The sequence below is a fragment of the Trichocoleus sp. FACHB-46 genome, from assembly GCF_014695385.1.
Lineage (GTDB): Bacteria > Cyanobacteriota > Cyanobacteriia > FACHB-46 > FACHB-46 > Trichocoleus.
The window spans coordinates 503,861-526,058 of sequence record NZ_JACJOD010000013.1; the positions used below are offsets into that span (position 1 = coordinate 503,861).

General features: G+C 49.9%; 18 protein-coding genes. 11 read left to right on the plus strand and 7 right to left on the minus strand.

Annotation, left to right across the window (positions count from 1 at the left end; genetic code table 11):
• Positions 1 to 84: 84 nt before the first annotated feature.
• Positions 85 to 1,320, minus strand: a complete 1,236-nt coding sequence (locus H6F72_RS09990; RefSeq protein ID WP_190434160.1) for a hypothetical protein — start codon at positions 1,318 to 1,320, stop codon at positions 85 to 87.
• 98 nt (positions 1,321 to 1,418) lie between these two features.
• Here H6F72_RS09990 and H6F72_RS09995 point away from each other — a divergent pair, with 98 nt between their 5' ends.
• Positions 1,419 to 2,216 carry a glycoside hydrolase family 19 protein gene (locus tag H6F72_RS09995; protein WP_190434162.1) on the plus strand — a complete coding sequence of 266 codons (798 nt, stop codon included), beginning with the start codon at positions 1,419 to 1,421 and terminating at the stop codon, positions 2,214 to 2,216.
• Positions 2,217 to 2,251: 35 nt separating this feature from the next.
• Here the strand turns inward: H6F72_RS09995 and H6F72_RS10000 are convergent, their stop codons facing one another.
• Complete coding sequence (locus H6F72_RS10000) at positions 2,252 to 5,950, minus strand: response regulator (RefSeq protein ID WP_190434164.1); 3,699 nt, start codon at positions 5,948 to 5,950, stop codon at positions 2,252 to 2,254.
• A 754-nt stretch (positions 5,951 to 6,704) separates the two neighbouring features.
• Here H6F72_RS10000 and H6F72_RS10005 point away from each other — a divergent pair.
• Both H6F72_RS10005 and H6F72_RS10010 read left to right on the plus strand, forming a co-directional pair.
• The gene (locus tag H6F72_RS10005; RefSeq protein ID WP_190434166.1) at positions 6,705 to 7,328 is read left to right on the plus strand and encodes a GNAT family N-acetyltransferase; all 624 of its coding nucleotides are present in this window, start codon (positions 6,705 to 6,707) and stop codon (positions 7,326 to 7,328) included.
• A 559-nt stretch (positions 7,329 to 7,887) separates the two neighbouring features.
• Positions 7,888 to 8,493, plus strand: a complete 606-nt coding sequence (locus tag H6F72_RS10010; protein WP_190434168.1) for a hypothetical protein — start codon at positions 7,888 to 7,890, stop codon at positions 8,491 to 8,493.
• On the opposite strand, the gene H6F72_RS10015 is transcribed toward H6F72_RS10010, so the two are convergent.
• Entirely contained in the window at positions 8,490 to 9,143 is a 654-nt protein-coding gene (locus tag H6F72_RS10015) for a YqiA/YcfP family alpha/beta fold hydrolase (RefSeq protein ID WP_190434171.1), read from the minus strand. The genes H6F72_RS10010 and H6F72_RS10015 overlap by 4 nt on opposite strands.
• Before the next feature lie 168 nt (positions 9,144 to 9,311).
• Here H6F72_RS10015 and H6F72_RS10020 point away from each other — a divergent pair, with 168 nt between their 5' ends.
• The 3 genes from H6F72_RS10020 (at position 9,312) to H6F72_RS10030 (ending at position 12,539) form a co-directional block, all read left to right on the plus strand.
• Positions 9,312 to 10,220 carry an SDR family oxidoreductase gene (locus H6F72_RS10020; RefSeq protein ID WP_190434173.1) on the plus strand — a complete coding sequence of 303 codons (909 nt, stop codon included), beginning with the start codon at positions 9,312 to 9,314 and terminating at the stop codon, positions 10,218 to 10,220.
• A 119-nt stretch (positions 10,221 to 10,339) separates the two neighbouring features.
• Positions 10,340 to 11,521: a succinate--CoA ligase subunit beta gene (locus H6F72_RS10025; RefSeq protein WP_190434174.1), complete on the plus strand. Its 1,182-nt coding sequence runs from the start codon at positions 10,340 to 10,342 to the stop codon at positions 11,519 to 11,521.
• Between the two features lie 127 nt (positions 11,522 to 11,648).
• Entirely contained in the window at positions 11,649 to 12,539 is an 891-nt protein-coding gene (locus H6F72_RS10030) for a CoA-binding protein (RefSeq protein WP_190434175.1), read from the plus strand.
• 12 nt (positions 12,540 to 12,551) lie between these two features.
• Here the strand turns inward: H6F72_RS10030 and H6F72_RS10035 are convergent, their stop codons facing one another.
• The 4 genes from H6F72_RS10035 to H6F72_RS10050 form a co-directional block, all read right to left on the minus strand.
• Entirely contained in the window at positions 12,552 to 14,303 is a 1,752-nt protein-coding gene (locus tag H6F72_RS10035; protein WP_190434176.1) for an ABC transporter permease, read from the minus strand.
• 61 nt (positions 14,304 to 14,364) lie between these two features.
• Positions 14,365 to 15,951, minus strand: a complete 1,587-nt coding sequence (locus H6F72_RS10040) for a hypothetical protein (RefSeq protein WP_190434177.1) — start codon at positions 15,949 to 15,951, stop codon at positions 14,365 to 14,367.
• 80 nt (positions 15,952 to 16,031) lie between these two features.
• The gene (locus H6F72_RS10045; protein ID WP_190434178.1) at positions 16,032 to 16,982 is read right to left on the minus strand and encodes an ABC transporter ATP-binding protein; all 951 of its coding nucleotides are present in this window, start codon (positions 16,980 to 16,982) and stop codon (positions 16,032 to 16,034) included.
• Positions 16,983 to 17,144: 162 nt separating this feature from the next.
• Positions 17,145 to 18,392, minus strand: coding sequence for a DUF2252 domain-containing protein (locus tag H6F72_RS10050; RefSeq protein WP_190434179.1), 1,248 nt, complete (start codon positions 18,390 to 18,392; stop codon positions 17,145 to 17,147).
• A 470-nt stretch (positions 18,393 to 18,862) separates the two neighbouring features.
• Here H6F72_RS10050 and H6F72_RS10055 point away from each other — a divergent pair, with 470 nt between their 5' ends.
• From H6F72_RS10055 to H6F72_RS10075, 5 genes are all read left to right on the plus strand, one after another.
• Complete coding sequence (locus H6F72_RS10055) at positions 18,863 to 19,228, plus strand: CsbD family protein (protein ID WP_190434180.1); 366 nt, start codon at positions 18,863 to 18,865, stop codon at positions 19,226 to 19,228.
• A 155-nt stretch (positions 19,229 to 19,383) separates the two neighbouring features.
• Complete coding sequence (gene leuB / locus H6F72_RS10060; RefSeq protein ID WP_190434182.1) at positions 19,384 to 20,475, plus strand: 3-isopropylmalate dehydrogenase; 1,092 nt, start codon at positions 19,384 to 19,386, stop codon at positions 20,473 to 20,475.
• 169 nt (positions 20,476 to 20,644) lie between these two features.
• A complete protein-coding gene (locus tag H6F72_RS10065) occupies positions 20,645 to 20,908 on the plus strand; it encodes a hypothetical protein (RefSeq protein ID WP_190434193.1) in 264 nt (87 codons plus the stop codon).
• Between the two features lie 109 nt (positions 20,909 to 21,017).
• The gene (locus H6F72_RS10070; protein ID WP_190434195.1) at positions 21,018 to 21,839 is read left to right on the plus strand and encodes an A24 family peptidase; all 822 of its coding nucleotides are present in this window, start codon (positions 21,018 to 21,020) and stop codon (positions 21,837 to 21,839) included.
• A gap of 81 nt (positions 21,840 to 21,920) precedes the next feature.
• Entirely contained in the window at positions 21,921 to 22,139 is a 219-nt protein-coding gene (locus H6F72_RS10075; RefSeq protein ID WP_190434197.1) for a hypothetical protein, read from the plus strand.
• The last annotated feature ends 59 nt before the right edge of the window (positions 22,140 to 22,198 follow it).

Genomic DNA, 22,198 nt, shown 5'->3' on the forward strand with positions numbered 1-22,198 from the left:
CTTGATTGTCAGCCTTACTATCGTTTGCAATCAAGCCTCAACTAGGATAGCACGAGCATTAAAAATTTCAAACCAAAAATTCGTTCAATTAATTAAGTTGATCGTGATACTCACATTTAGGTTACTAGAAACCTCAGATTTTTCATTCTCCTTTGTAAGGTTAGAAGCTGGGGTAAAATCCCAAGAAGTAATCACACACTTGGCTAGTTCGTCATAGGCTTGACTCGCACTAGGCTTTATGACCGCTATTTCTCCCTCTCGATTTGAAACACGCCCTTGCTCATCGATCGTGATTCTTAGTTCTACTAGCTCGCCATAATAACGAGCAATTTCAGGCTTGAGTGGACAGCCAAAACCCGAAGCATCTGAGAAAAAGGTTTGGTTGGTGACTTTAGGCTCAGCGCGGGAATCGGGAATGTCTCCTACACCTTCAGGGTCGCTGACACTTAGACTAGCTTGAAATCCAACAGGAGCTTGATTTTGAGGAACAGATACTTGACCAGTTAGCTCATCCAAACCACCATCAGTCGGAGCGGGTGCTGAGCCTGGAACTGTGGGTTCTAGAGGTAAAGGGTTTGATTCAGTTTCCGATTCTTCTGAAGCACTGTCAGGATTCCCCAACGGATCTCCGCTACCTTCCTGAGCAGTTCCTGTTTGGCCTTCAGGTGCTGGTAAAGCCCCAGTATCCTCCGAGTTTTGTTCGGGTGGGATATTAGATTCTGTCGGTGCCTCACTCCCATTGTCCGGCGCTACAGGTGCCTGATTATTATCAGCTGGCGGGGGTACTACATTTGCTTCTGGCTCTGGATCGCGGCTGGGTTCGGGACTGGCTTGGGGGTTGGGTAAGACAGGTGGAGTAAACGGTAAAGATGCTGGTGGAGTGGCCGAGGATGGTTGCGGTGGCTGCGATACAGGAGGCGAAGGGCTAGGAGATGGGACCGTGGGTGACGGGACCGTAGCCTCTACAGACTCTGGGAGGATGGCAGTTACCCCAGGTTCCAAGACGGCAACTCCGTCATCGGCTTGAGGTGGTGCCGAATCAGTCACAGGGTCTTGAGCGATTGAGGCGGATGGAGCGGTGGCTTCAGCTTCTATAGACGCTGTTTCGGGCGCAATATCTACTACCTCAATGGGTGCAGAACTGACATTTGAAGGTTGAGCTATCGCGACTCGAATAGACCACCACCGCAGCGTCAACGCCAAGAGCACATGGATCACGATGGAGCCAGAGAGGACAGCCAGCCAAAGGTTGGGCGGATCAGCGTGGCGACGCCAATCAGCAGACTGGTTTTGAGCGCTGGGATCGATTAAAGGGGTCATGGTCAAACGAGATAAAGGCTAGGCGATAAAAATTCTAACGATTCTCAATCTGAATTTGCTTTTTCGAGATAATCGGAGCAAAGCTGGGAAAATGTTTAATGCGGTTACAAGATATTTGCAATGGACCTGCTACCTTAACCTTGAATCAGGTCGCGCATGATGCAGATTTAGTGAAGCAGATTCAAGTTCGTTTGCGCGACTTACAAATGCCCATTGGTGAACCTGATGGTCGGTGTGGACCTTTAACTGCCGCAGCGATCGCGCGTTTTTGTAAAGCGTTTAACGCGGCAAATGACGACCTCACGCCAGAGATTGCTAAGCAGCTAATTCAAGCAAAAACGATTCCTAACTGCAACCCGTTGCTGGAGATGCTAGGTCCAGGACAGGTAGCGGATATTTTGGACTGCTCTCTGAGTGATCTGGAGGCTTACTTACCGGGAGTTTTGCAAGCATTTCATCAGCGTCAGTTGCTCAATCGTCCTACTTTAATTGCCGCGATCGCCACCATCGGCGTTGAAACAGGAGGTTTCCGCCCGATCCATGAGTGGGGAGACGACGATTATTTCACCCGCATGTACGAATACCGGGATGATTTAGGCAACACTCAACCCGGCGACGGAGCCCGCTACCACGGACGTGGTTTTGTGCAAATCACGGGACGAGCGAATTATCGAGAATATGGGCAAAAGCTAGGGTGCCAGCTAGAAGAAAATCCAGACCTGGCCCTCGACCCCAAAACTGCTGCCGAAATTTTAGCGTTGTATTTTTACGATCGCGGAGTCGATCAGGCTGCCCAAAACTCTGATTGGGAACAAGTTAGACGACTGGTCAATGGTGGCCTCAATGGTTGGGATGAATTCATCAACTTCGTCAAACGGGCTCAAAAAATGCTGTAACAGTACGTTGCTGCTTTTTGCTGCGTGTTTCGTCACTACTCCTGCGACTTCGCTTCTGGGTTAAGGGCAAAAGTCAATACCGTTTCATCCACTCCTTTTAACTTGAGCGGGCTGAACTTGGTGATTTCTTCTTCTTCCAAATAATCCGCTACTGCCGCAGAAACCAGAATGCAATTAGGTTCCGCTGCCTCTTGGATGCGCGAAGCAATATTGACACTGGGGCCAATGGCTGTGTAGTCAGCGCGGTCAGCACTACCAAACATACCCACCACAGCGGTTCCTTGATGGATACCACAGCGGAACTGAACTTGACTAATCCCTTGCTCCTGCCAACGCTGATTGAGTTGATCGAGTGAGCGATACATCTGCCGAGCCGCTGCGATCGCCCGCCGCACTTGCTCGTTGGGGGTTAGTTCCTCAGGAGCCCCAAACAAAGCCAGAATCGCATCTCCCATAAACTTATCTACGGTACCACCATTGTCAAAAATGGCCTGGGTCATTTCTGCCAGGTACTCGTTGAGCAATTCTGCCACGCGGCGCGATCGCAACGTATTCGACAGTTGGGTGAAGCCAATGATGTCGCTAAATAAAACCGTTATAAGGCGCGGTTCAGGCCGTAAATCTAGGGATAAATCACCTGCTGCAGCTTTTTGCACCATCGTTGGTGGCAAGAACCGTCGTAGGACAGACTCTGTCAGGTAAGTATTCAGCTCTGCTACTCTTCGCTCATTCGCTTTCAAGGCGAGCAAGTTCCGCACCTCTGCCAACAACTCTCGATCATTAAAAGGTTTAGATAGGTACGCATCTGCACCCCGCTCCGCTCCCTCAATCCGGGTATCTTCATCGACCTTCGCAGTCAGCAGAATAATTGGAGTGCCGCGCAAAGTCTCAGAAGCCCGCAGCATTTGGATCATGTCGAGTCCAGACACCAGCGGCATCATCAGATCGGTCACAATCAAGTCTGGGTGCTGCGCCTGAGCCGCCTTGAAGCCCTCACCCCCATTGCGAGCAGTCAACACTTGGTAGCCCGCTTGCCGCAATACCCTGGAAACATAAGTTCGTAAGTCTGGATTGTCATCTACAACTAGAACCTTACTGAGTGAGGCTACCGCAGCAGCAGTTTTCTCCTGTCCGGGTCTGGCAATTTTACCGACAACCGTATCTAGTCCAGTGAGGTCTGATTCTGGTATAGGTAACGCTTTCTCATCCTTTTCATACCGTTCAGCTTCAATATCAGCCAGCTCGACAGCAGCACGACTCATCTGGGCTTCTGTCGCGACTTCGATGACTTGCTCTGCTGGCAAGTGCGCCAGACCTGTCTGGAGCCAAACAGTAAAAGTCGTGCCTTCGCCATACACAGACTCAACTGAGATCTGTCCTCCGTGCAGCTCAACTAGTTCTTTCACCAAAGCAAGGCCCAAACCGCTTCCTTCATAGCTCCGATTCGCAGAGCCCTCAGCTTGTCGGAAGCGCTCAAACAAGTGCGGAATTTGATCGGTACGAATGCCGATCCCGGTATCTTTGACCTGCAACAGGCAGTGATCGCCAGCCAATTGCATCGATACTGTGATTCTCCCGCCCGCTGCCGTAAACTTCATGGCATTGGACAAGAGGTTGTAGAGTACCTTGTCAAATTTTTCTAGGTCAAGGTAGATGGCAGGGCAGTCTTTTAGCTCAGTCAGCAGTGTAATTTCTTTCTTGTCGCAGTAAGGCTGAAACGACTCCACCACCTGACTAACAAACTCTGTCAGGTCGCAAGGTCGGAAGCTCGGCTGCATTCGCCCAGCATCGAGTCGCTGCAAATCAAGCAATTGATTGACCAACCGCAACAGGCGGCGCGAGTTTCGCAAAGCGATTACTGATTGGTCAGCAGCCAACCCTTCCTTCTGAGCAACTGCCGATTCTAAAGGACCAATCATCAACGTGAGCGGGGTACGAAACTCGTGAGAAATATTTTGAAAGAATTCAGTTTTTTGGCGGTCTAACTCTATGAGCTGCTCCGCTTGCTGCCGAGTTTTTTGGTAAAGGCGGGATTGTTGCACAGCGATCGCGGCTTGTGCTGCCACAGCTTGAGCCAAATCAATCTCTGAAGCTTTCCAGCGACGAGAGTGACGCACTTGGCGCAGAGAAATACTGCCAATAATCTTGCCATCGGACAGCAAAGGCACTACCAACAAAGCGCGGGCAGGCGATCGCAAAGGTAAATCAACTACGTTTAACTCTGGATGCTGGCTCAGATCCTCAGTGGCCACCGGTTTTTGGGTAGTCAACAGATGCTGTAATACTGGATTCCCCTTGATCGGCACCCGTGACTGGGGCAGATGCCGCAGAGTCGCTCCCGCATCTTCTAATCCATCCAGCGATGTTCCACTCCGACGAGTGTTTATTTGAGGATGACCCGCTGAAGGTAGTTGGGTGTTTTCCAGAAATAAGTGTGAATTCAGCGGCGAATTGGTACCAACTGTAGGAGTCGGCAGCAAGCTAACCAAATCTTCGCCTATTGACTCACTCGTCTGCGAGCTGGAGTCATGCAAGCCCACACACTGCACATATTCATCATCTTCCGTCCACAGCGACAGCGCACAGCCATCCACATGCAGGGCTTGACCTAACTGTTGAGTAATCGCAGCAAAAATATCTTGCGGATCTAAGCTAGAACGAATTGCTGAGGTAATCGTATTCACCAACGCCTCTCGCTGGGCCAAAGCCTGGACCTGCTCGTAAGCGCGGGCTTGGGATAAAGCTAGGGCTGCTTGATCCGCCACCACAATTACTAATTGAATTTCGTCATCCTGCCAGACTCGGGGTTCACCACTTTGGTGCAACGCTAGCACCGCCATCAACTCTTGGCGGCAGATCAAAGGTACAACCAGGCTAGAACGAATATCCGCATCACGATAAATCTGCTGACGCAGCTTAAAATCTGGAATCTCCGATTCAGAATCGCTCAGCGTAGCAACATCGTCTAGGATTTTGACTTCCTGAGTTTTCCAGACAGTCTGAGCTAGGTAGCTCCAATCATTAGTACTTGGCTGTGCAGCATCATTGGGCACAGAGATCAGTGTGCCTGCACTACTCTCAGCACCATTATTCTCTAGAGCGTGGTGATTTGAGTGGGTATCGCCATAAGAACGAGCTGCATAAACAAACCACTCATCCTCCATGCGATCGTCTTGAAAGGGGCGTAGAACGCAGCAACTCACTTCAAACATTTGCCCCATCGTATCGACAATCGTCTGCATGATTTGTCGATAATTGAGAGCGCTGCGAATTGTATTCGTAACAGCGTTTAGCAAAGATTCTTGACGCAGCGTCCGACACAATTCTCGGGTGCGAGCTTTAAGCACATTGTGAGTATCAACTGCTTGCCGCACTACACCTTTAAGCTCCTCATCATCCCAAGGCTTAGTGACATATTTAAAGACTTTGCCAGAGTTAATAGCCTCTACCAAATCTTCCACATCCGTATAACCCGTCAAAATGATCCGGATAATATCTGGATATTGCGTAGCTGTGAGGCTCAGAAACTCTGTACCACTCATCAAGGGCATGCGCTGGTCTGAAATGATGACCGCGATATCCCCTTCATTGGCTAGAATATCCAGCGCCAGAGGTGCACTTTCAGCTCTAAGTACCTTGAACTCCCGGTGGAAAGTTCGGTAGAGCAAATCCAAGTTGTCTGGTTCATCATCGACAACCAGAATTTTGGGTTTCTTATTTTCTGGTGGTTTCATGCACCGCTCTCCTGCTGTAGAGGCAGTTGGTTCAACAATCGTCGCGCTGGATATGAGTTACTTAAACAGGAAAAACCGAGCTGTGCCAGACTAGCGGCACACCTGAGCGCTCCATCAGTGAGTTGATCGACACCAAGTTGCTGCACTACAGTTAAAGCGATAATTCGTATTTGTCCCGCGCAAACTCTTGGTAGAGATTGCAGACTTGAAGGTTGCTGACGAGACACCCCCATCAAAGGCAGCAGCGCAAAGACCCGCATCACAAACCTAGGTTGCGGTCCTTTGCTACCAGTTCTGAAGAAAAGAGATGTGACGACAGTCCCGATACTCAAAGACGAGAAAATCCAGTTGCTAATCTGTACTGATTTACTAATTCCGTCTGAAATAGGACTCCTCAGAAAAAATCGTGACAATTTTAAGGAGCAAACCTCGATCATGATGGTAGTTAGTACGCGAACGCTCTGCTGTACAACTTGTGCAATCAGAGCTGAGTCTTGCAAGACTATCTAAATATCTAAAGTTAAGGTGCCCAATCTAATTGAGGATTTAGCCAGGCTTAGCTCAAGGTTAATGCACTCCTCATACAATCCTAATACAGTTCCAAAATTGCAAAAATTAACAAGCTAGCTATGGTGCGGAGGGCTCTAGTCTGAATTGCAGCCTTGATAGAACCCTGACCTCGTCTCGGCAAATAATTTAGGATCTTTACTGGCTATGTATCCTGAAAACAGTGAGTTTTCCTTTTTATTCCTCAATGTCTGATGAGCGAACCTCTTCTGAACGACTACTAGACTCGGCCAACTTCAGCATTCGTGTGGCTCAGTTGACAGATTTAGGTGGTCTAGCTGACGTTCTGGCCGATAGTTTCCATCCTCGGTCTGGCCTTATGCATTGGTTGTACCCGCTGCTCCGCCTAGGCATTTATGAAGATTTGCGGAATCGCCTCCGGTCTGCAGTTCCGGATTATGTTTGTCTAGTGGCTGTGCAAACTTCGACCGAGCAGGACTTGTCCGCTTCAGCGCCGAGTGATGCCTTAATGGGAACGGTGGAGATGGCGCTACGCCCTGCGCACCTGTTCCAGTTTCATCAAACTAAATATCTCTATCTTTCCAATTTAGCGGTTCGCTCAGAGTACCGTCGGCAAGGGGTGGCTCATCACTTGTTAACTGCTTGTGAGAGCATTGCCCTGAGTTGGGGCTTTCAAGATATTTATCTCCATGTTTTGGAAAATAATCATCAAGCCAGACGGCTTTATCTCAAAACAGGCTACAAACTGCAACAAGCCGATCCAGGTTGGAGTGCTTGGTTACTAAGGCAGCCACGACGCCTGTTTTTACACAAGCGCCTGACCCCTATGTCAGCAGCACAGCTCACATAGGCATGTACTGTTAGTAATGCACCAAACTAGATTTGCGAGATTGCTTAGTTAGAGCTAGCCACGTTCGAGCGCCCAAGACAACCCTAACTAGCAAAATAAACGTAGTGAATAATAAAAGCATGCAGAACTTGCCTGTTTATTCTGCATTGCTTCTGTAGTTATAAGCAGTCAGCATAATTTTTGCTAAGACAGATTAAATTCCCTAACAAAAGCTGATTTTCTACGACAAGCCATTCAAGTTTGTCAGGAAACTTTACTCTTTCTTGATTTAACTTCTGTTTATCTTTATATGCCCTTTAAACTATGACCCATCAAACAACTTTTGAGCATCAAGCTACTCCTAAGGATTGATTAGTCTAGGGTTGATTGCATGCCATAGAATATGGGTATGAAGCCAGCATTTGACTCCTAAATGCAAATTAGACAAAATTAACGTCAAGTTATAGCCGACTAACCAAGATTATTTTTAATCGCCATACTTGCCATACTTATGGTTAGTTAGCTAGTCTGTGCTGGGTTCGGGTGCATGCCCACAGGAAGTTACTAGGAGTAAGTCTTGATGGATAGCGAAAGTCAGCAGCGCTACCAGACTGCCTCTTTCGAGGTTGATGTTCCCGTCAACCGTACCTGTGCTGTAGGCAAACACGCAGAAGCTCAAAACATTCAAAGGATGAATATTCCAGATCCCAACCCTTGCCGAGCTGTTGTTGAGCACCCAAGTTCACCTGAATTTATCACTCAACTAAACAGCGGACGGTTGTTGATGGTGAATAGCCGCCGCAGAAATGGTTTAGTTATTTACAAACAATTTCATGCCGAGTTCGCTGGCCCTGGTGCGGCTGTAGGCGGATTCTTTGATGTTAATTGTACAAAAGCAATTGCAGTTGGAGATTTGTCGCTCATAGACCCTAACGCTCATGAAGAACGACAAAAAGCTTATTTAATTCGCCGACAATGGATTCGGCTAACTCAACAATTTACAGATAATGCGGTGCCCCTCCAGCGGGCACAGATGATTTTGAATCAGTTTGACAATTATTTTGACCCAGGTACAGTAGCTCAGTTACCAGATGAAGCATTTGCGCTTTTGGTGGGGGTGCTGCCTCAAACGATTCGGATGGTGCGTCAAGGCTCCACTAATCTCAATGCCAAAACTCGACGCTAGGGCTTGAGTTGGCAAAACCTTTGAATAGTGATCCATATCTGCTCGCTGACGTTGATAAGGGCATGATCGCTCTCTAGCTCTATCATCTCAACCCACGATCGCTGGGCTGCAAACTGTTGACTAGCTTGGATCGGGATCACATCATCGGCACGGCCATGTAAGACCAACGTAGGAATAGGGCGTCGCAGTTGGGCTGTTGGGTATCGGGCCGCATCGCGAATGAATTCATAGTTGAGGGGTAGCGATCGCTCTTCGCCATAGTGGTAGACCGATAAATACTGCTCAGCTTGCCAGCGTTCTACTTGAGCGGCTCCTAAGCGCGGTAGCCAGTGGTCTAAAAACTGAAATGCTGGAGCCAGTAAAACCAAGCGTTGAATCTGAGGTTGCCCCTCAGCGGCCCAAGCTGCTGTTAAACCTCCGAAACTAGAGCCAATTAAGGTGACAGGGGTAGAATCTGCCGGGAGTAACGCTGAGACCTGTTGCAGTTGTCTGGTTAGGGTTAAATCGGTAAAGTCTGGTTGATTCAAGTCGGGGATTATTAGCTCAATGCCTAGCGCTTGGAAGCGATCGCGGAGATCTTGGGCTTTCGTAGAACGAGGGCTGGAGGCAAAGCCATGCAGGTAAATGTAATGAGGCGACGCAGCAATCATGCTAGGAAACCATAGAAGTCTAGCTAAGGTCAGACCTGAGTATGCCAAAATCCCACGTCTGCTAGAGACAAATTTCAGTCAAACATTGCAAAATGGGGCGGCAATCCATTAGACAGCAGCATGGCTGAGCGATCGCCTGCAACCTTTACACCTTGACTGGAGTTGGTCATGTCTTATCCTTGTCCGCTTGCCGAACAAGTCGTTCTGATTACCGGGGCTTCCACCGGAATTGGCGCGGCTTTGGCACGAGTTTTAGCTGCAAAGTTTTTCGGTATTCGACTGGTGTTAGCCGCTCGCAGCGCCGAAAAGCTAGAAATTGTCGCTACGGAGTGCCGCAAAGCTGGAGCTGAGGTTTTGGCGGTTCCTACGGATATTGCTCAAATTGAACAAGGACAGGCATTGGCCCAAACAGCGATCGACAAGTTTGGCCGAGTTGATGCTCTAGTGAATAATGCTGGCTATGGTCAGATGGGCCCCCTGGAGATGGTTCCTGCCCCCGCCACTCGTCGCCAGTTTGAGGTCAATTTGCTCGGTCCCTTGGCCTTAACCCAAGCCCTAATTCCGGTCATGCGGCATCAAGGCGGGGGCCGCATCATCAACATCAGCTCTCTCGGCGGGCGCTTGGCGTTTCCCTTTGGCGGTCTCTATAGCGCTTCCAAGTTTGCCCTAGAAGGGTTGAGTGATGCTCTCCGGATGGAACTGGAGCCGTTCAATATTCAAGTCAGTGTGGTGGAGCCTGGACCTGTCAGCACTGACTTTTTTGGCGTGGTAGCGACGGCAGTCGAGGAAGCAGTTCCCGATCCCCAGAACACGCCTTACCGCGCGGCTTTCGAGAAGCTGAAAAAGCTAGAGCAACAAACCAGCAGTCGCGCTTGGAGTGCAGAGCGAGTGGCTGACGTAATTATTCAAGCACTGAGCGATCGCCGTCCTCGGCCTCGTTACCTAGCGGCTACGGGTGGGGGCATTTTGCTGTTTCTCATGACTAAACTTTTACCGACTTGGGCTGTCGATAAATTCTGGCAGCGTTTCTATGGCATTGACCGTGTGGCGAAAGACTGGCAGAGTCGGCAGAAATAAGCGAAACTAGCCTTTACCGAGCTGTGTGAAGTAACGAGTCTGCCAGCTCCAGCTCAAACCCAAGTTGCTTCACGCTTTTTAGTGTTTTTCTCCACCGATTACAGGCATTCTCGGCTCTCATGGATTTGCTAGAGTACCAAGCGAAGGAATTATTTCGGGAGATGGGCATCCCTGTGCTGTCCTCCCAACGGATTGACCACCCCAAGGATCTGAAGGGCCTGAAAATTCCTTATCCTGTTGTGCTCAAGTCGCAAGTGCGGGCTGGCGGACGGGGCAAAGCTGGGGGCATCAAGTTCGTGGAAAACACCATTGATGCGATCGCGGCGGCTCAGACCATCTTTAACCTGCCAATCATGGGGGAATACCCTGAAGTTCTGCTGGCCGAAGCTAAATATGACGCTAATCAAGAATTTTATCTAGCAGTCGCCATTGATCCCTCCGCTCGCCGTCCGGTGCTGCTGGGCTCTCAGCATGGCGGGGTGCAACTGGAAGCATCCCTGGAGAAAATGCAGCAGGTGATGGTCGATCAAGAATTCTCGCCGTTCTATGCTCGTCGCTTAGCGCTGAAGATGGGACTCCAGGGAGCACTGATTCAATCAATTAGTGCCGTAGTCGAGAAAATGTACCGGCTGTTTGTCCAGAAAGATTTAGATTTGGTAGAAATCAATCCGTTGGGAATCAGCATTAAAGGCGAGGTCATGGCCCTAGATGGCAAAGTCACGGCCAATGATGATGCTCTGCATCGCCATCCCGATCTAGCTCAGCTAGCCGTCAAACGCAGTCAGCGCATGAAGGAGACAGCGGCGCAGTCAGCGGGCCAGTACCGTCGCTTTGCCAAGCTGCCTTTCTTGATCGAGATGGAGGGTAATATTGGCATTCTCTGCAATGGCGCAGGTCTGACCATGACGACTCTAGACTTGGTGCATCAAGCGGGAGGTAAGCCCGCCAATTTACTCAACATTGGTCGAGATTTCTATAGCGATCGCATGCCCGCCGCTTTGCCAGAACGCATCGAGCAAGGATTAGAGCTGATCCTCCGAGACAAAAGCGCCAGAGTAGTTTTGGTCAATCTACTAGGCAATATTGTTTCCTGTGACGAAATTGCTCAAACCATCACGACCTACATGCAAAATAAAAACTGGGCGGGGCGGATACCACGGTTGATTGTGCGCTTGGTTGGGCCAGATTTTGAAACTGCGAAAGAACGATTGGCCGCTCAACAAATTACCCTCACAGAGAGCCTAGACGAGGCGATCGCTCAGGTCGTCTCCTCATCTAGGTCTAATGCTAAACAAGCCTAAGCTCCCTTTAACCAATTGGTAATTGGATGTCACTACTGGTCTTCTGACCCCATACAATCAAAGTAGATCAGCACTTGGAGCAGGTGCTATATCTGGGGATCAGCTTCGTTTCAGTAGGTAGAAAGATATGAACTTTAATCCAGACAGCAAAGTCCTGGTTCAAGGCATTACAGAACCACTGGGCAAGCTATACACCCCTCTGATGAAGGCTTACGGCACCAACATTGTGGCGGGAATCAGCCCTGGCTATGGCGGACAGCAGCTTGAGGACATCCCCATTTTTAATATGGTGGAGCAGGCGCTACCCACAGTCGGACCAGTCGATACCACCATTTTGTTTGTCTCGCCCTATCTCATCCTAGACGCAGCTCTAGAAGCGATCGCTGCTGGCATTCGACAGATCATTATTGTGACTGAGGGGATGCCACCCTTAGATATGGTGCATTTGACTCGCAAGGCAGAAGCGACAGACACTCTGATTGTTGGCCCGAATTGCCCTGGCATTATCGTACCGGGGCAGAATGTGTTGCTGGGAACTCACCCAGCGGAATTCTACACCCCTGGGCCAGTCGGTCTGATTAGTCGCAGCGGCACGCTCACTTATGAAATTGCCTTAGAACTCACACGCTCAGGCTTAGGGCAATCCATTGGCGTGGGTATTGGAGGAGATAGCATTGTCGGCTCCTCGTTCCCCCAATGGTTGCAAAGCTTGGACGAGGACGACACGACCGAAGTCATTGTCTTGGTGGGAGAGATTGGGGGAGACAGCGAGGAAGTTGCCGCTCGTTATATTGCGGAAGTGATTGACAAACCAGTGATTGCTTACCTTGCGGGCCGCACCGTTCCTAAGGGCAAACACATGGGACATGCGGGAGCGATTATTGCAGCCCAAGTAGCTGAGTTGGGCACCGAAATCGGGACGGCTGAGAGTAAGATTGCCGCCTTTAAGCGGGCCAATATTCCTGTTGCAGAGCGCCCTTCTCAAATTCCAGCTTTGGTAAAAAAGGCGCTCCACTAGGGATAGTTTTAGTTAGGTTCTCCCAGACAAGTGGGGGCGATCCAGAGGGCGATCGCTCAGTAAAGCCTTGGAAGCCGACTCCCCAATCTGCCGCACTTGCCGCGTCAAGTTCAAACTCAATAAGCTCACAATGCTTAACTGGCCTAGCCAACTCAGCACGATTTCATGACTGGCAGCCTCACGGATAGCAGCAAAGGGAACCGCTGAGAACAGCCACAGCCCAGCCGCTTTGTCAGGACCGAGTGACAAAATGGCAAAGACTAGAATTGGTAATACTACGGCTGCACTCACTGACCCAAAAGCCCAGAAACCCCGCTTGGGACTAGGCAGGAGTAGTAAGACTTGTGCTAGCACTGCGTAGACGGCCAGCACGCTAAAACCCAGCACTAGTCCTGCAATCGCTCGTTCTCGGGTTGCGACCGGAGGCCAAGAAAGCACCCAAAGCAGCAGCATGATAGAGGCAATGCCTAGATTAGTGGCGATCGCCAATACCGCAGGGCTTTTTTCATTCCACAGTAAGTCGGCAATCAGAGCCCTAGACCAAAAATGTTTACGACTCGTAGCTCGCTCATGCCGATACCTGGCCCAATCCTGAACTGCTTGGCGATGGGGCAGCAAAGCAGCGATCAGACCTAGAAAGAACACCAGATTTAGCAATAGGGCGAAATCTAAGTTTTGCGATAGCAAGTGTAGGAAATGCTGGAATGAAGCTGACTCTTGACCCGCAGGAACAATCTCGTTTGGCATTTGTTCCAGAGATTTCTGAGTCTGTACTGCCAAACCTAAAACCAAAGTTTCAAAGCAAAGCGTTAGACCATAACTTTGCTGTTTACTGAAAAGCGGAATATTAGCGTTACGAAAGCGGCGACCTAGGGCTTGCCAAGCCCAAAAACTGTAGAACCCATAATTTAGCAATGTAAAGCCCAGAGCCGCAAACAAACTGCTACCGACAGGCAAGTGGAACCATTGTAGGTGCTGGAGCCTTTCCTGATACAAAAGGGATTTCTCTAAAAGCTCCATAGGCATTATTTGCTCTAATACCAAACCAGGCGTGAGCCCCCTTAGTAAATCGCCCGGAGAGTTGTTAACCCTTTGGCTTAGAGCACAAACGAGTAAGAACAGTAAACCTCCGCTACCTAACCAAGCTTGAAAACCACCTAACCAAGTTCCTGTCAAGCCAATCAGTAGCGCGACACTATAGAAACAAACACAGCTAGCTAAGACTGCTCCATAAAATACCATCATTGCAGTTAGGGAAATTCCAGCTGCATTACCCAACCACAGATGTAATGGCACTGCTAGCAGAGTCGCCCAATACAGCAAAATTGGTACTCCCAGCATCTTACCGACTAGCAGACCGCCCGCCGACTGAGGGGTCAAACGCAGAAAGTTAAGGGTACCCCGTCGTTCCTCGCGATCGAGATCGCTTACTAGCAGATAAGTCCCCACTACAGGTAGCATCACCATGCCAATCATGCTTAGGGTGATAAAGGCATCCAGGGACCATAGGGGCCAATCGACTAAAATATGGCCCAAGGTATTAGTCAGGCAACGACGTGCATGATCTGAGCCAACCCCCGTACAGTATTGATGACTAGAAGTTAGGGTTGGCAGCTGTCCCCACACGTACAGCAGAAAAACTAGTTGTACCCCGACCGAAATCACGATCGCGAGTAGCAGATTGCGGATCGTCAGGCGACCTTTGATTTCTCGAAAGAGTTGTGGGTTCCAATCCCCCAGACGGTCCAAGCCAACTTGTAGCATGGCGATTTCTCCTGGTAATGATTTTGGTCATCAAGGCTCAGTCATTAGTGAAGGGCGATCGCTAATCTGCACCTCGCGGTCTCGCCCGGAAAGCGGTATCTCTTCCAGGGAGCAAAGCTTTTGTTTCAGAGGCACCCAGTTCTGTCAGTTTTTGCGTGAAGCGGAAGGTCAGCAGCCCCAGCAAACCCAACTGTCCTAACAAACTCAAGGCGATCGCGGTTGCAGAAACATCGTCTAAGACCAGCCAGAGCAAAGGGGAAAAGAGCATCAGTTCTTTGGCGTGGGTGGGCTCTCCTTGAGCGGCCAAAACCAAGAGCAGTGGTGGCAATAAAGCAACTCCGCCAATGGCTACTGCAACTTGCAACGTATGTTGCCGTGACTTGGCTAAAGTGGCAAACTGGGCGATCGCGACGTAGATTGCTAGCAAGGTAAAGCTAAGGAGCAAGCCTGCCAACAATCGCAGTTTTTGTGCCTCGCCAGACGCCAAAAAGACCCAAGTCCCCAAGATTGCCGCCACAAGGCCGAAGTTGAGCAACATCGCCACCAGCACAGGGCTTTTGTCACCCCCAATCAAATCTGAGATCAGAGAACGTTGTCTTGCCCCAGAAGCCATGTCAGTCATGGCGTGGCGATAGCGAGCCCAATCTAGCAAGGCTTGCCGCTGAGGTGAGAGGAGGAGCATTAATACTCCAAACCAAATCAGGTTGACCAGGCTGAAGCAGAGTAGAACGCTAAACCAGTCAGATGTAGCGTTCAAGGAAACGGAACTTTGAACCAAAAAACCTAGCAGCAACAGCTCTACATGAGCGGTCATTAAGTAGCTGTAGCGCTTACTCAGCAAAGCCGACGTAGGAGAACGAAAACAGCGGTTGAGGATATGCCAAATCCAGTAAATCCCTAAGCCAGCATTAAGCAAGGTAAAGCTATGGGCGATCGCTGGACTGCCTCCAATCGGCAAAAAGAACCATTGCAAATCATTAACACCCCCTGTATCCAGCCCTGACAGCCAGACACTCCAGACGGTGAGCTGATTCCAATTCATGTAAATCGGCAAAAAGGCTAGCCCTACCAACAAGGCGGTTACCAGAGCGGAAGTACTGCCCAAGGAGTTCGTCTGTCCTGCCGAAAATCGTCCGACAAAGGCAGACAACAGCGCCAAGCTAAAGATGAAAGCGCAAGCGACCCCTAAAAGACCATAGAAACTAACCAGAAAGCTGAGAGACACGTTGGCCGCTAAGGTAGACCAAATATGCATCGGTACTAGCAATGCTGCACCGAGGTACACCAGAACGGGTACTCCCAGCAACTTGCCTAGCAGAATACTCTGGCTAGTTTGCGGACTTAAGCGAATAAAATTCAACGTGCCTCGTCGTTCTTCTTGCTCTAAATCGGTCATCAGCAAGACAGTACCCAGGACAAATAGCATCATGGGTAGCAGCCAATTGAGAATACGGAAGACAGGAACAGGATCGCTCCCACTCTCAAACACCAAACTCCCTAGCAAGAACTGCAATAGTAGAGCTGCCAAAGTGACTAAGAAAGCGCTTTGCCGCGTTAAACGGCCTTTCAGTTCTCGAAACAGTTGTGGATTCCAATCCCCCACCCGATCCAACCATTGAGCGGTCATTAATCCCTGTCCTCCTTTCATCTCTTTTCTTCCTCCTACCCTGCGGGAACGCCAAAGGCGTATATCCTACGCTTCGCGAATGGCAAAGCCGAACATCCTTTCTAAGACGCTTGCTTGTGTCCCAATTTGAGGAAAATCGTTTCTAGGTCTTCCTGTGTGCAATGAAATTCGGTGAGGGGAATTCCGGCGGCGACCAGTGATCGCAACAGCACAGCACTCTCTTCAGCCCCACCCGAAAACTGCACCCGTACTTGCTGAGTTCCGGGTACGATTTCGTAACCTTCTACCGAGGAGTGATTTCTCAACTCCGCCTGCAACGCATCTAAACTGCCCAGCGTCGCTACCACAATTTGCTGCCGACTGAGGCGACGATATAGGTCTTTGAGAGAAGCGCTTTCGACCAAATAGCCCAGCTCCATGATGCCGACCGAGGTGCAAAGCTCGGCCAAGTCGCTGAGGACGTGTGACGAAATCAAAATTGTCATACCCGCTTCGCGCAAAACCTTGATAATTTCGCGAAACTGCATCCGGGCGATCGGGTCGAGACCTGATACAGGTTCATCCAAGAGCAGCAGAATTGGCTCATGAATAATCGTGCGAGCGAGACTGAGCCGCTGTTTCATGCCACGCGATAGGGTAGCGATCGCACTATTTCTTTTGTGGCTCAGTTGCACCAGTTCCAGCACATCTCGCAAACGCCGAGTCCGCCGGGGTTCCTGTAAGCGGTAGAGCCGCGCAAAGTAGTCTAGGTAGTCCCAAACAGTGAGGTCATCGTAGAGAGGAAAGTCGTCGGGTAAGTAACCCAGCCTTCGCTTCAGATTGGGGTTGCTGTGGTCTCGCAACAAGCGATCGCCGTTGATAAAAATTTCGCCTGTGGTTGGTTCTTCTGCCGCCGCCAACATGCGAATTAACGTAGTTTTTCCCGCCCCATTGGGGCCAATTAGCCCGTAAACTTCCCCCGTTGCAATTTCTAAATCTAAATCGTGAACCGCAAGGTGACGGTCGAACTGCTTAGTCAGCCCACGAGTTCGAACTGCTAATTCTTTTGCCATAGGTGCTGAGGAGCGATGCAAGTTAACAGCAAGGCTAGCCTTTCACCGATTGCTTTGGCATCTGGTTTATAGAATTGAAACAACTGGCACAATCAGCTTCTTCGTAGTGCCTAATAGCAACGTTATTTCTATGTTTAAAAAATATTCAGTTGCGATCACAAATCAGGTGGATGCAGGAGCGACTGGCACTGCCTCTAAATGAGGTTGCTCGACTGAACCATCCTTAAGGGCTTCGCGAAATTCACGCCAATCTCTCTCCACCTGCTGACTGTAATGTTGGGCATAGTCCAGCGCTGTGGCTTGCCAAGTTGCTTGTTGGGCAAAGTCGATCAGCTCATCCGCGATCGCTGAACCCTGCCGCCCGCCGCTGCGCAACTGCGCCCAAGCAACCACCTCGCCCATCGTCGCGATCACCTTTTCTAAACGCTTCAGTCTGCCGCGATTGGCTTCTAGGTTGACTCGACTTTCAAAAGGTTGCAGTTCAGTCAAGACAAAGGATTTATTGTCCTGAGTCACCGCTTTGAGCAGAGCAGGCGGACAAGCCTGAACTCGTTTGTGAACAGCCACGATCCGCTCTGCTTCGTTGGGCCATTGCGGTTGAGCCACTGTCAGGTAAGGTTGCAAGGCGGAGGAGTGAGCTTGCTTGAGATCGAGCAGGTAGTTGCCGTTAGGCGAGCCATGCCCCACCACTAGCAAGATGTAGCGCTCAATCCCCAAGCTGCCAGTGCCCGCTGCTCGCTGAGCCACATCCAGCAGCTTAAAAAACTTAGGTTTGGTTTGCTGCGCTCTAAATTTCTCAATCAAAGCGGTGATTTTTTTGCGCTCAGCAGCTTCAATTGGCAAGGCTCGTTTACCATCTAAGCGAATGCGACGAGTGTTGCCCTTGATCTCAGTCCGGTTGTTCAAAAAATCTGGACGTTGGCGCTGTTTGAGCTGACTCAAGAGTTCTTGGACTAAGCCAGTGGCGGTGCTGCGTTCAATCCAGCCTGCTTTGCCTGTCGCAAGAGCCTGCTTGTAGTGGGTGAGAAAAGATTGAGCCAAGGCGATCGCGTCTGTGTACCCTAAACCTAGGGTGTTGGCTCCGACAAAAATGCTAGTGAGAAAACGAGTAATATCCCAAGTGCAGGGAGCCAGCACGGCTTCATCAAAATCGTTTAGGTCAAAGTACGTTAAGCGGTTATCACCCTTGAACGTGCCAAAGTTTTCTAGATGTAGATCGCCACAAATCCAACTCAGAGGCGCTTGATTCAAAGCCGATGTACTGGGCCAATCTTGATAAAACAGATGGCAAGTTCCGCGCAAAAAGACAAACGGACTGCGTTGCATCGCCTTGTATTTGCGGTGCAGTAGTTGGGGGTCGCGACCTTGATTAAATTGCTGAATGCGCTCGACTAGGGGGGCACGGGTCATAGGCGATCGCTGCAAGCCATTGCCGTACTTTACAGCGTCATCCTAACAACAAATCAGCAGAAATCCTAAAACATTAGGTGGTTCATTGATGGCTGAATTAGCTGGAAAGACTGGCGATTTCAACTGAAACTAATCTCAGGTTCAGATAGCCACAGCGCTTCATCGGGACTTATGAAACACTCGCATCCTAGACCAATTAGCCTTCCGAGTACTCCAATCGGAACCGCCGAGAGAAATGCGAGTTGAACATGATGGCGGACGAGAGAATTTTCCTGTGTCTCTACAGCAGGCCTGTTGAATCTCTTCATTAATTGCGGCTCTGATCCTTCAAATCCTGTCCTAAGCAGGTTATCACCCGTGTTTCAACCATTGGCTTATCCCTTACGAAAGAGGGTTAGGCGCAGAATTTTCGATAGGTTGAAGTCGTCATATTTTCGTGGCAAAAAACAAATTTTTTAGAGGAGATTGAAGTGAATTTACTTCAGCAAATTCGTCGAGTTCTGACCGCTGTTGTCTTAGGATTGGTGCTGACCTTGGCTAATGTAGCCTTCGCTCAGCCTAGCTTGGCTGCTTCTAACCAGGGTGGTAATGAAGTAGGCCAAGAAGTAACAGGATTTGTCCAAAGCCTACAGGGCAAAACCCAGGAAATTAAAGGCAATTTAACAGGCGATCGCGAAGACCAAATTCGTGGCAAAGTTCGCCAAGCCGAAGGTAACATCCGCCTCAGCCAACCTAATTCTGATGTAGGGGCTAAAACTCAAAAAGCTGAGCAAGATATCCGCGCTCGTCAAGCTCGTCCTGAATCCGCAGGCAATTTGCACAACGTCGTGCAGTAGTCGCTAATTCTTGATTTAACCTTGCCTCCCGTAAAGACTAGTGTTGACCCTAGTTTTTGCGGGTTTTCTGTTTGGGTGCAGCCTACTGGTTGGTGCCCTTGCCAGGTATGATAAATACCCTGTGAGTACTTCCACCGTTCCCTTTGAGTTGACTTATGGCGCAGCAGTACCGAATTACCCTTCTACCTGGCGATGGCATTGGCCCTGAAATCATGGCAGTGTCGGTAGACGTGCTGAAAGTTGTAGGCCAGCAACTCAATCTAGAATTCGATTTTCAATCGGCATTGATTGGGGGAGCCGCGATCGATGCTACAGGTGAACCGCTGCCTCAAGAAACTCTAGAAACCTGCCGTAACAGCGATGCTGTCTTGTTAGCCGCGATCGGTGGTTATAAGTGGGACACGTTGCCTCGACACCTGCGCCCTGAAACTGGGCTACTGGGGCTCCGCTCAGGTCTGGAACTCTTTGCTAACTTACGTCCTGCTAAAATTTTGCCTCAATTGGTTGATGCTTCCAGCCTGAAGCGCGAAGTCGTGGAAGGCATCGACATCATGGTGGTGCGAGAGCTGACAGGCGGTGTTTATTTTGGTCAGCCCAAAGGCATCTTCGCAACGGAATCGGGTGAGAAGCGGGGTGTCAATACGATGGCTTACACCGAATCAGAAATCGATCGCATTGCCAAAGTAGGGTTTGAAACTGCTCAGAAGCGGGGTAAGAAACTTTGCTCTGTCGATAAAGCCAATGTGCTGGATGTGTCGCAGTTGTGGCGCGATCGCGTCACCCAGTTATCTGCTGAATACTCAGACGTAGAGCTTTCCCACATGTACGTAGACAATGCGGCCATGCAGTTAGTGCGCTGGCCCAAGCAGTTTGACACCATTCTCACCAGCAACTTGTTTGGCGACATTCTCTCCGACGCTGCTGCTATGCTGACCGGAAGTATTGGCATGCTACCCTCTGCCAGTTTGGGAGCTTCTGGTCCTGGTGTTTATGAGCCAGTTCATGGCTCCGCACCCGATATTGCGGGGCAAGACAAAGCCAACCCGATCGCGCAAGTGCTGAGTGCCGCCATGATGCTACGCTACGGACTGAATCAACCGGAGGCAGGCGATCGCATTGAGCAAGCGGTGATGCAAGTGCTCGACCAAGGCTACCGCACCGGAGACATCATGTCTGAAGGCAACACTCTAGTTGGTTGCCGAGCGATGGGAGATGCTTTGATTCAAGCACTGGAAAAGGCTCAGTAGGGGGGTTAACTTTTAGCGATTAGCAGTGGGTAATTAGCCAAAAACTAATCGCTAAAAGTTAAAGCTAAAAACCGATCGCTGTTTGCCAAAAACCAACAATTTTCTCTTCCACTCTTGCTGTAATCACCCAAATCGACTAAAGTCGAGCGTAAAAATTAGGGATAGGTTTGTGGTATACGTTTCCCAACAACGACCCGAAAATCGGATAGAAGATGTGGAGTTTCCCGTCTTTGTGGACCCAGCAATTATTAGAGCGGCGCGGCAAATTTATCGGACTTACTACGAAGTACACCCCGAACTGACGCAACCTCCTCTCGGAGTCGCGATCGATCGCTACACCCATCGGGGCAAACTGATCTTCTCTGGCAGGCCCGTTTTACTTCCCCAAGAGTGTTTCGTGCCGTTCAATCAAATTGAGTCAGAACTTTATTAACGCTGAATGAGTGCTGGCAGTTTGGAGCCACTAGAGCCTCTACGTGCCCTAATGTTCAGTAACCTGACCATAACCGTTCGGCCACTACTGCCAAACTAAAGCCTTGGTTATGGACACCCTGTTTACCGTTCTCACCGCTCTGATTGCCTTTACCCTTGGTGCCTCTATCGGCAGTTTTCTGAATGTCGTGGTCTATCGCTTACCCGCAGGCTTATCCGTTCTTTGGCCACCTTCACGCTGCCCTCAATGTTCGCACCGCTTAGGTAAGCAAGACAATGTCCCAGTTTTAGGCTGGCTGTGGCTACGGGGACGTTGCCGTTATTGCAAAAGCCCTATCTCTATTCGGTACCCGTTGGTAGAAGCCGCAACGGGTGCTCTTTTTGTGCTGGTTTTTCTAATTTTTGGTTTTTCAGTTCAAACTTTAGGTTACTGGACCTTTGTTAGTTGGTTGCTAGCCTTATCCCTGATTGACTTGGATACCATGACCCTGCCAGAACCGCTGACTCGATCCGGTTTGTTGGTGGGCTTAGGTTTTCAAGTTGCCGTCGGTTCAGTGCTGAGTTTTAGTGTCACTCCAGTCGTCAACCAACTGATGGTGGGGGTGATTGGTGCCGTTTTGGGTCTGTGGTTACTCAACCTCATCACTCTGGCTGGTTCGATCGCCTTGGGACAAGAGGCAATGGGAGCAGGCGATGCCAAACTAGCTGCCATGATGGGCGCTTGGCTCGGTTGGAAATATCTGCTGCTAGCAGGATTTGTCGCCTGTGGAGTTGGTGCTTTCGTGGGAGGTGGGGCGATCGCTTTTGGCTGGCTGGGTCGGCGTCAACAAATGCCCTTTGGACCCTTCCTGGCGTTAGGAGCTGTAATTGCAGCGTTATGGGGCGAAGCCATTATCTCAGGCTACTTACAGCTATTTTTTCCGGCTCTATAAGTAGCGATCGCTGATAAGCCCTAAACTCTTCACTTCCTTAATCTTTTGATAAAATTCCCATATTTTTGATACAATCCCTCCGTGTCATGGATCACATTACGAACGACGAGTACCCGTTGGGAAGCGGAAATTATGCAGCAGGTTTTGGCTGCTCATCAAATTCCAGCTCGGGTGCTTGACTTAGGTGTAGCGCCTTATTTGGGGCTAGGAAGTCCTGCTGCTCTACAAGTGCGTGTCGAAGACCAATGGACAGCTCTACTCCTCATTAGCCCTGTCGAGGAAGAGCAAACAGAGGGATAACAAAAGCGGGTGAACCAAATTCACATCAACTCGTTAGCAACTCACAAGAAAACTTTCGG

Bases quoted from the DNA above. Each gene is read 5' to 3' on its own strand.
- H6F72_RS10025 (WP_190434174.1), top strand. From the start codon at position 10,340: ATGGATTTGCTAGAGTACCAAGCGAAGGAATTATTTCGGGAGATGGGC.
- H6F72_RS10015 (WP_190434171.1), bottom strand. From the start codon at position 9,143: ATGATTGCTGCGTCGCCTCATTACATTTACCTGCATGGCTTTGCCTCC.
- H6F72_RS10050 (WP_190434179.1), bottom strand. From the start codon at position 18,392: ATGACCCGTGCCCCCCTAGTCGAGCGCATTCAGCAATTTAATCAAGGT.
- H6F72_RS10020 (WP_190434173.1), top strand. From the start codon at position 9,312: ATGTCTTATCCTTGTCCGCTTGCCGAACAAGTCGTTCTGATTACCGGG.
- H6F72_RS10035 (WP_190434176.1), bottom strand. From the start codon at position 14,303: ATGCTACAAGTTGGCTTGGACCGTCTGGGGGATTGGAACCCACAACTC.
- H6F72_RS09990 (WP_190434160.1), bottom strand. From the start codon at position 1,320: ATGACCCCTTTAATCGATCCCAGCGCTCAAAACCAGTCTGCTGATTGG.
- H6F72_RS10010 (WP_190434168.1), top strand. From the start codon at position 7,888: ATGGATAGCGAAAGTCAGCAGCGCTACCAGACTGCCTCTTTCGAGGTT.
- leuB (WP_190434182.1), top strand. From the start codon at position 19,384: ATGGCGCAGCAGTACCGAATTACCCTTCTACCTGGCGATGGCATTGGC.
- H6F72_RS10040 (WP_190434177.1), bottom strand. From the start codon at position 15,951: ATGAAAGGAGGACAGGGATTAATGACCGCTCAATGGTTGGATCGGGTG.
- H6F72_RS10070 (WP_190434195.1), top strand. From the start codon at position 21,018: ATGGACACCCTGTTTACCGTTCTCACCGCTCTGATTGCCTTTACCCTT.
- H6F72_RS10000 (WP_190434164.1), bottom strand. From the start codon at position 5,950: ATGAAACCACCAGAAAATAAGAAACCCAAAATTCTGGTTGTCGATGAT.
- H6F72_RS10030 (WP_190434175.1), top strand. From the start codon at position 11,649: ATGAACTTTAATCCAGACAGCAAAGTCCTGGTTCAAGGCATTACAGAA.
- H6F72_RS10045 (WP_190434178.1), bottom strand. From the start codon at position 16,982: ATGGCAAAAGAATTAGCAGTTCGAACTCGTGGGCTGACTAAGCAGTTC.
- H6F72_RS10005 (WP_190434166.1), top strand. From the start codon at position 6,705: ATGTCTGATGAGCGAACCTCTTCTGAACGACTACTAGACTCGGCCAAC.
- H6F72_RS09995 (WP_190434162.1), top strand. From the start codon at position 1,419: ATGCGGTTACAAGATATTTGCAATGGACCTGCTACCTTAACCTTGAAT.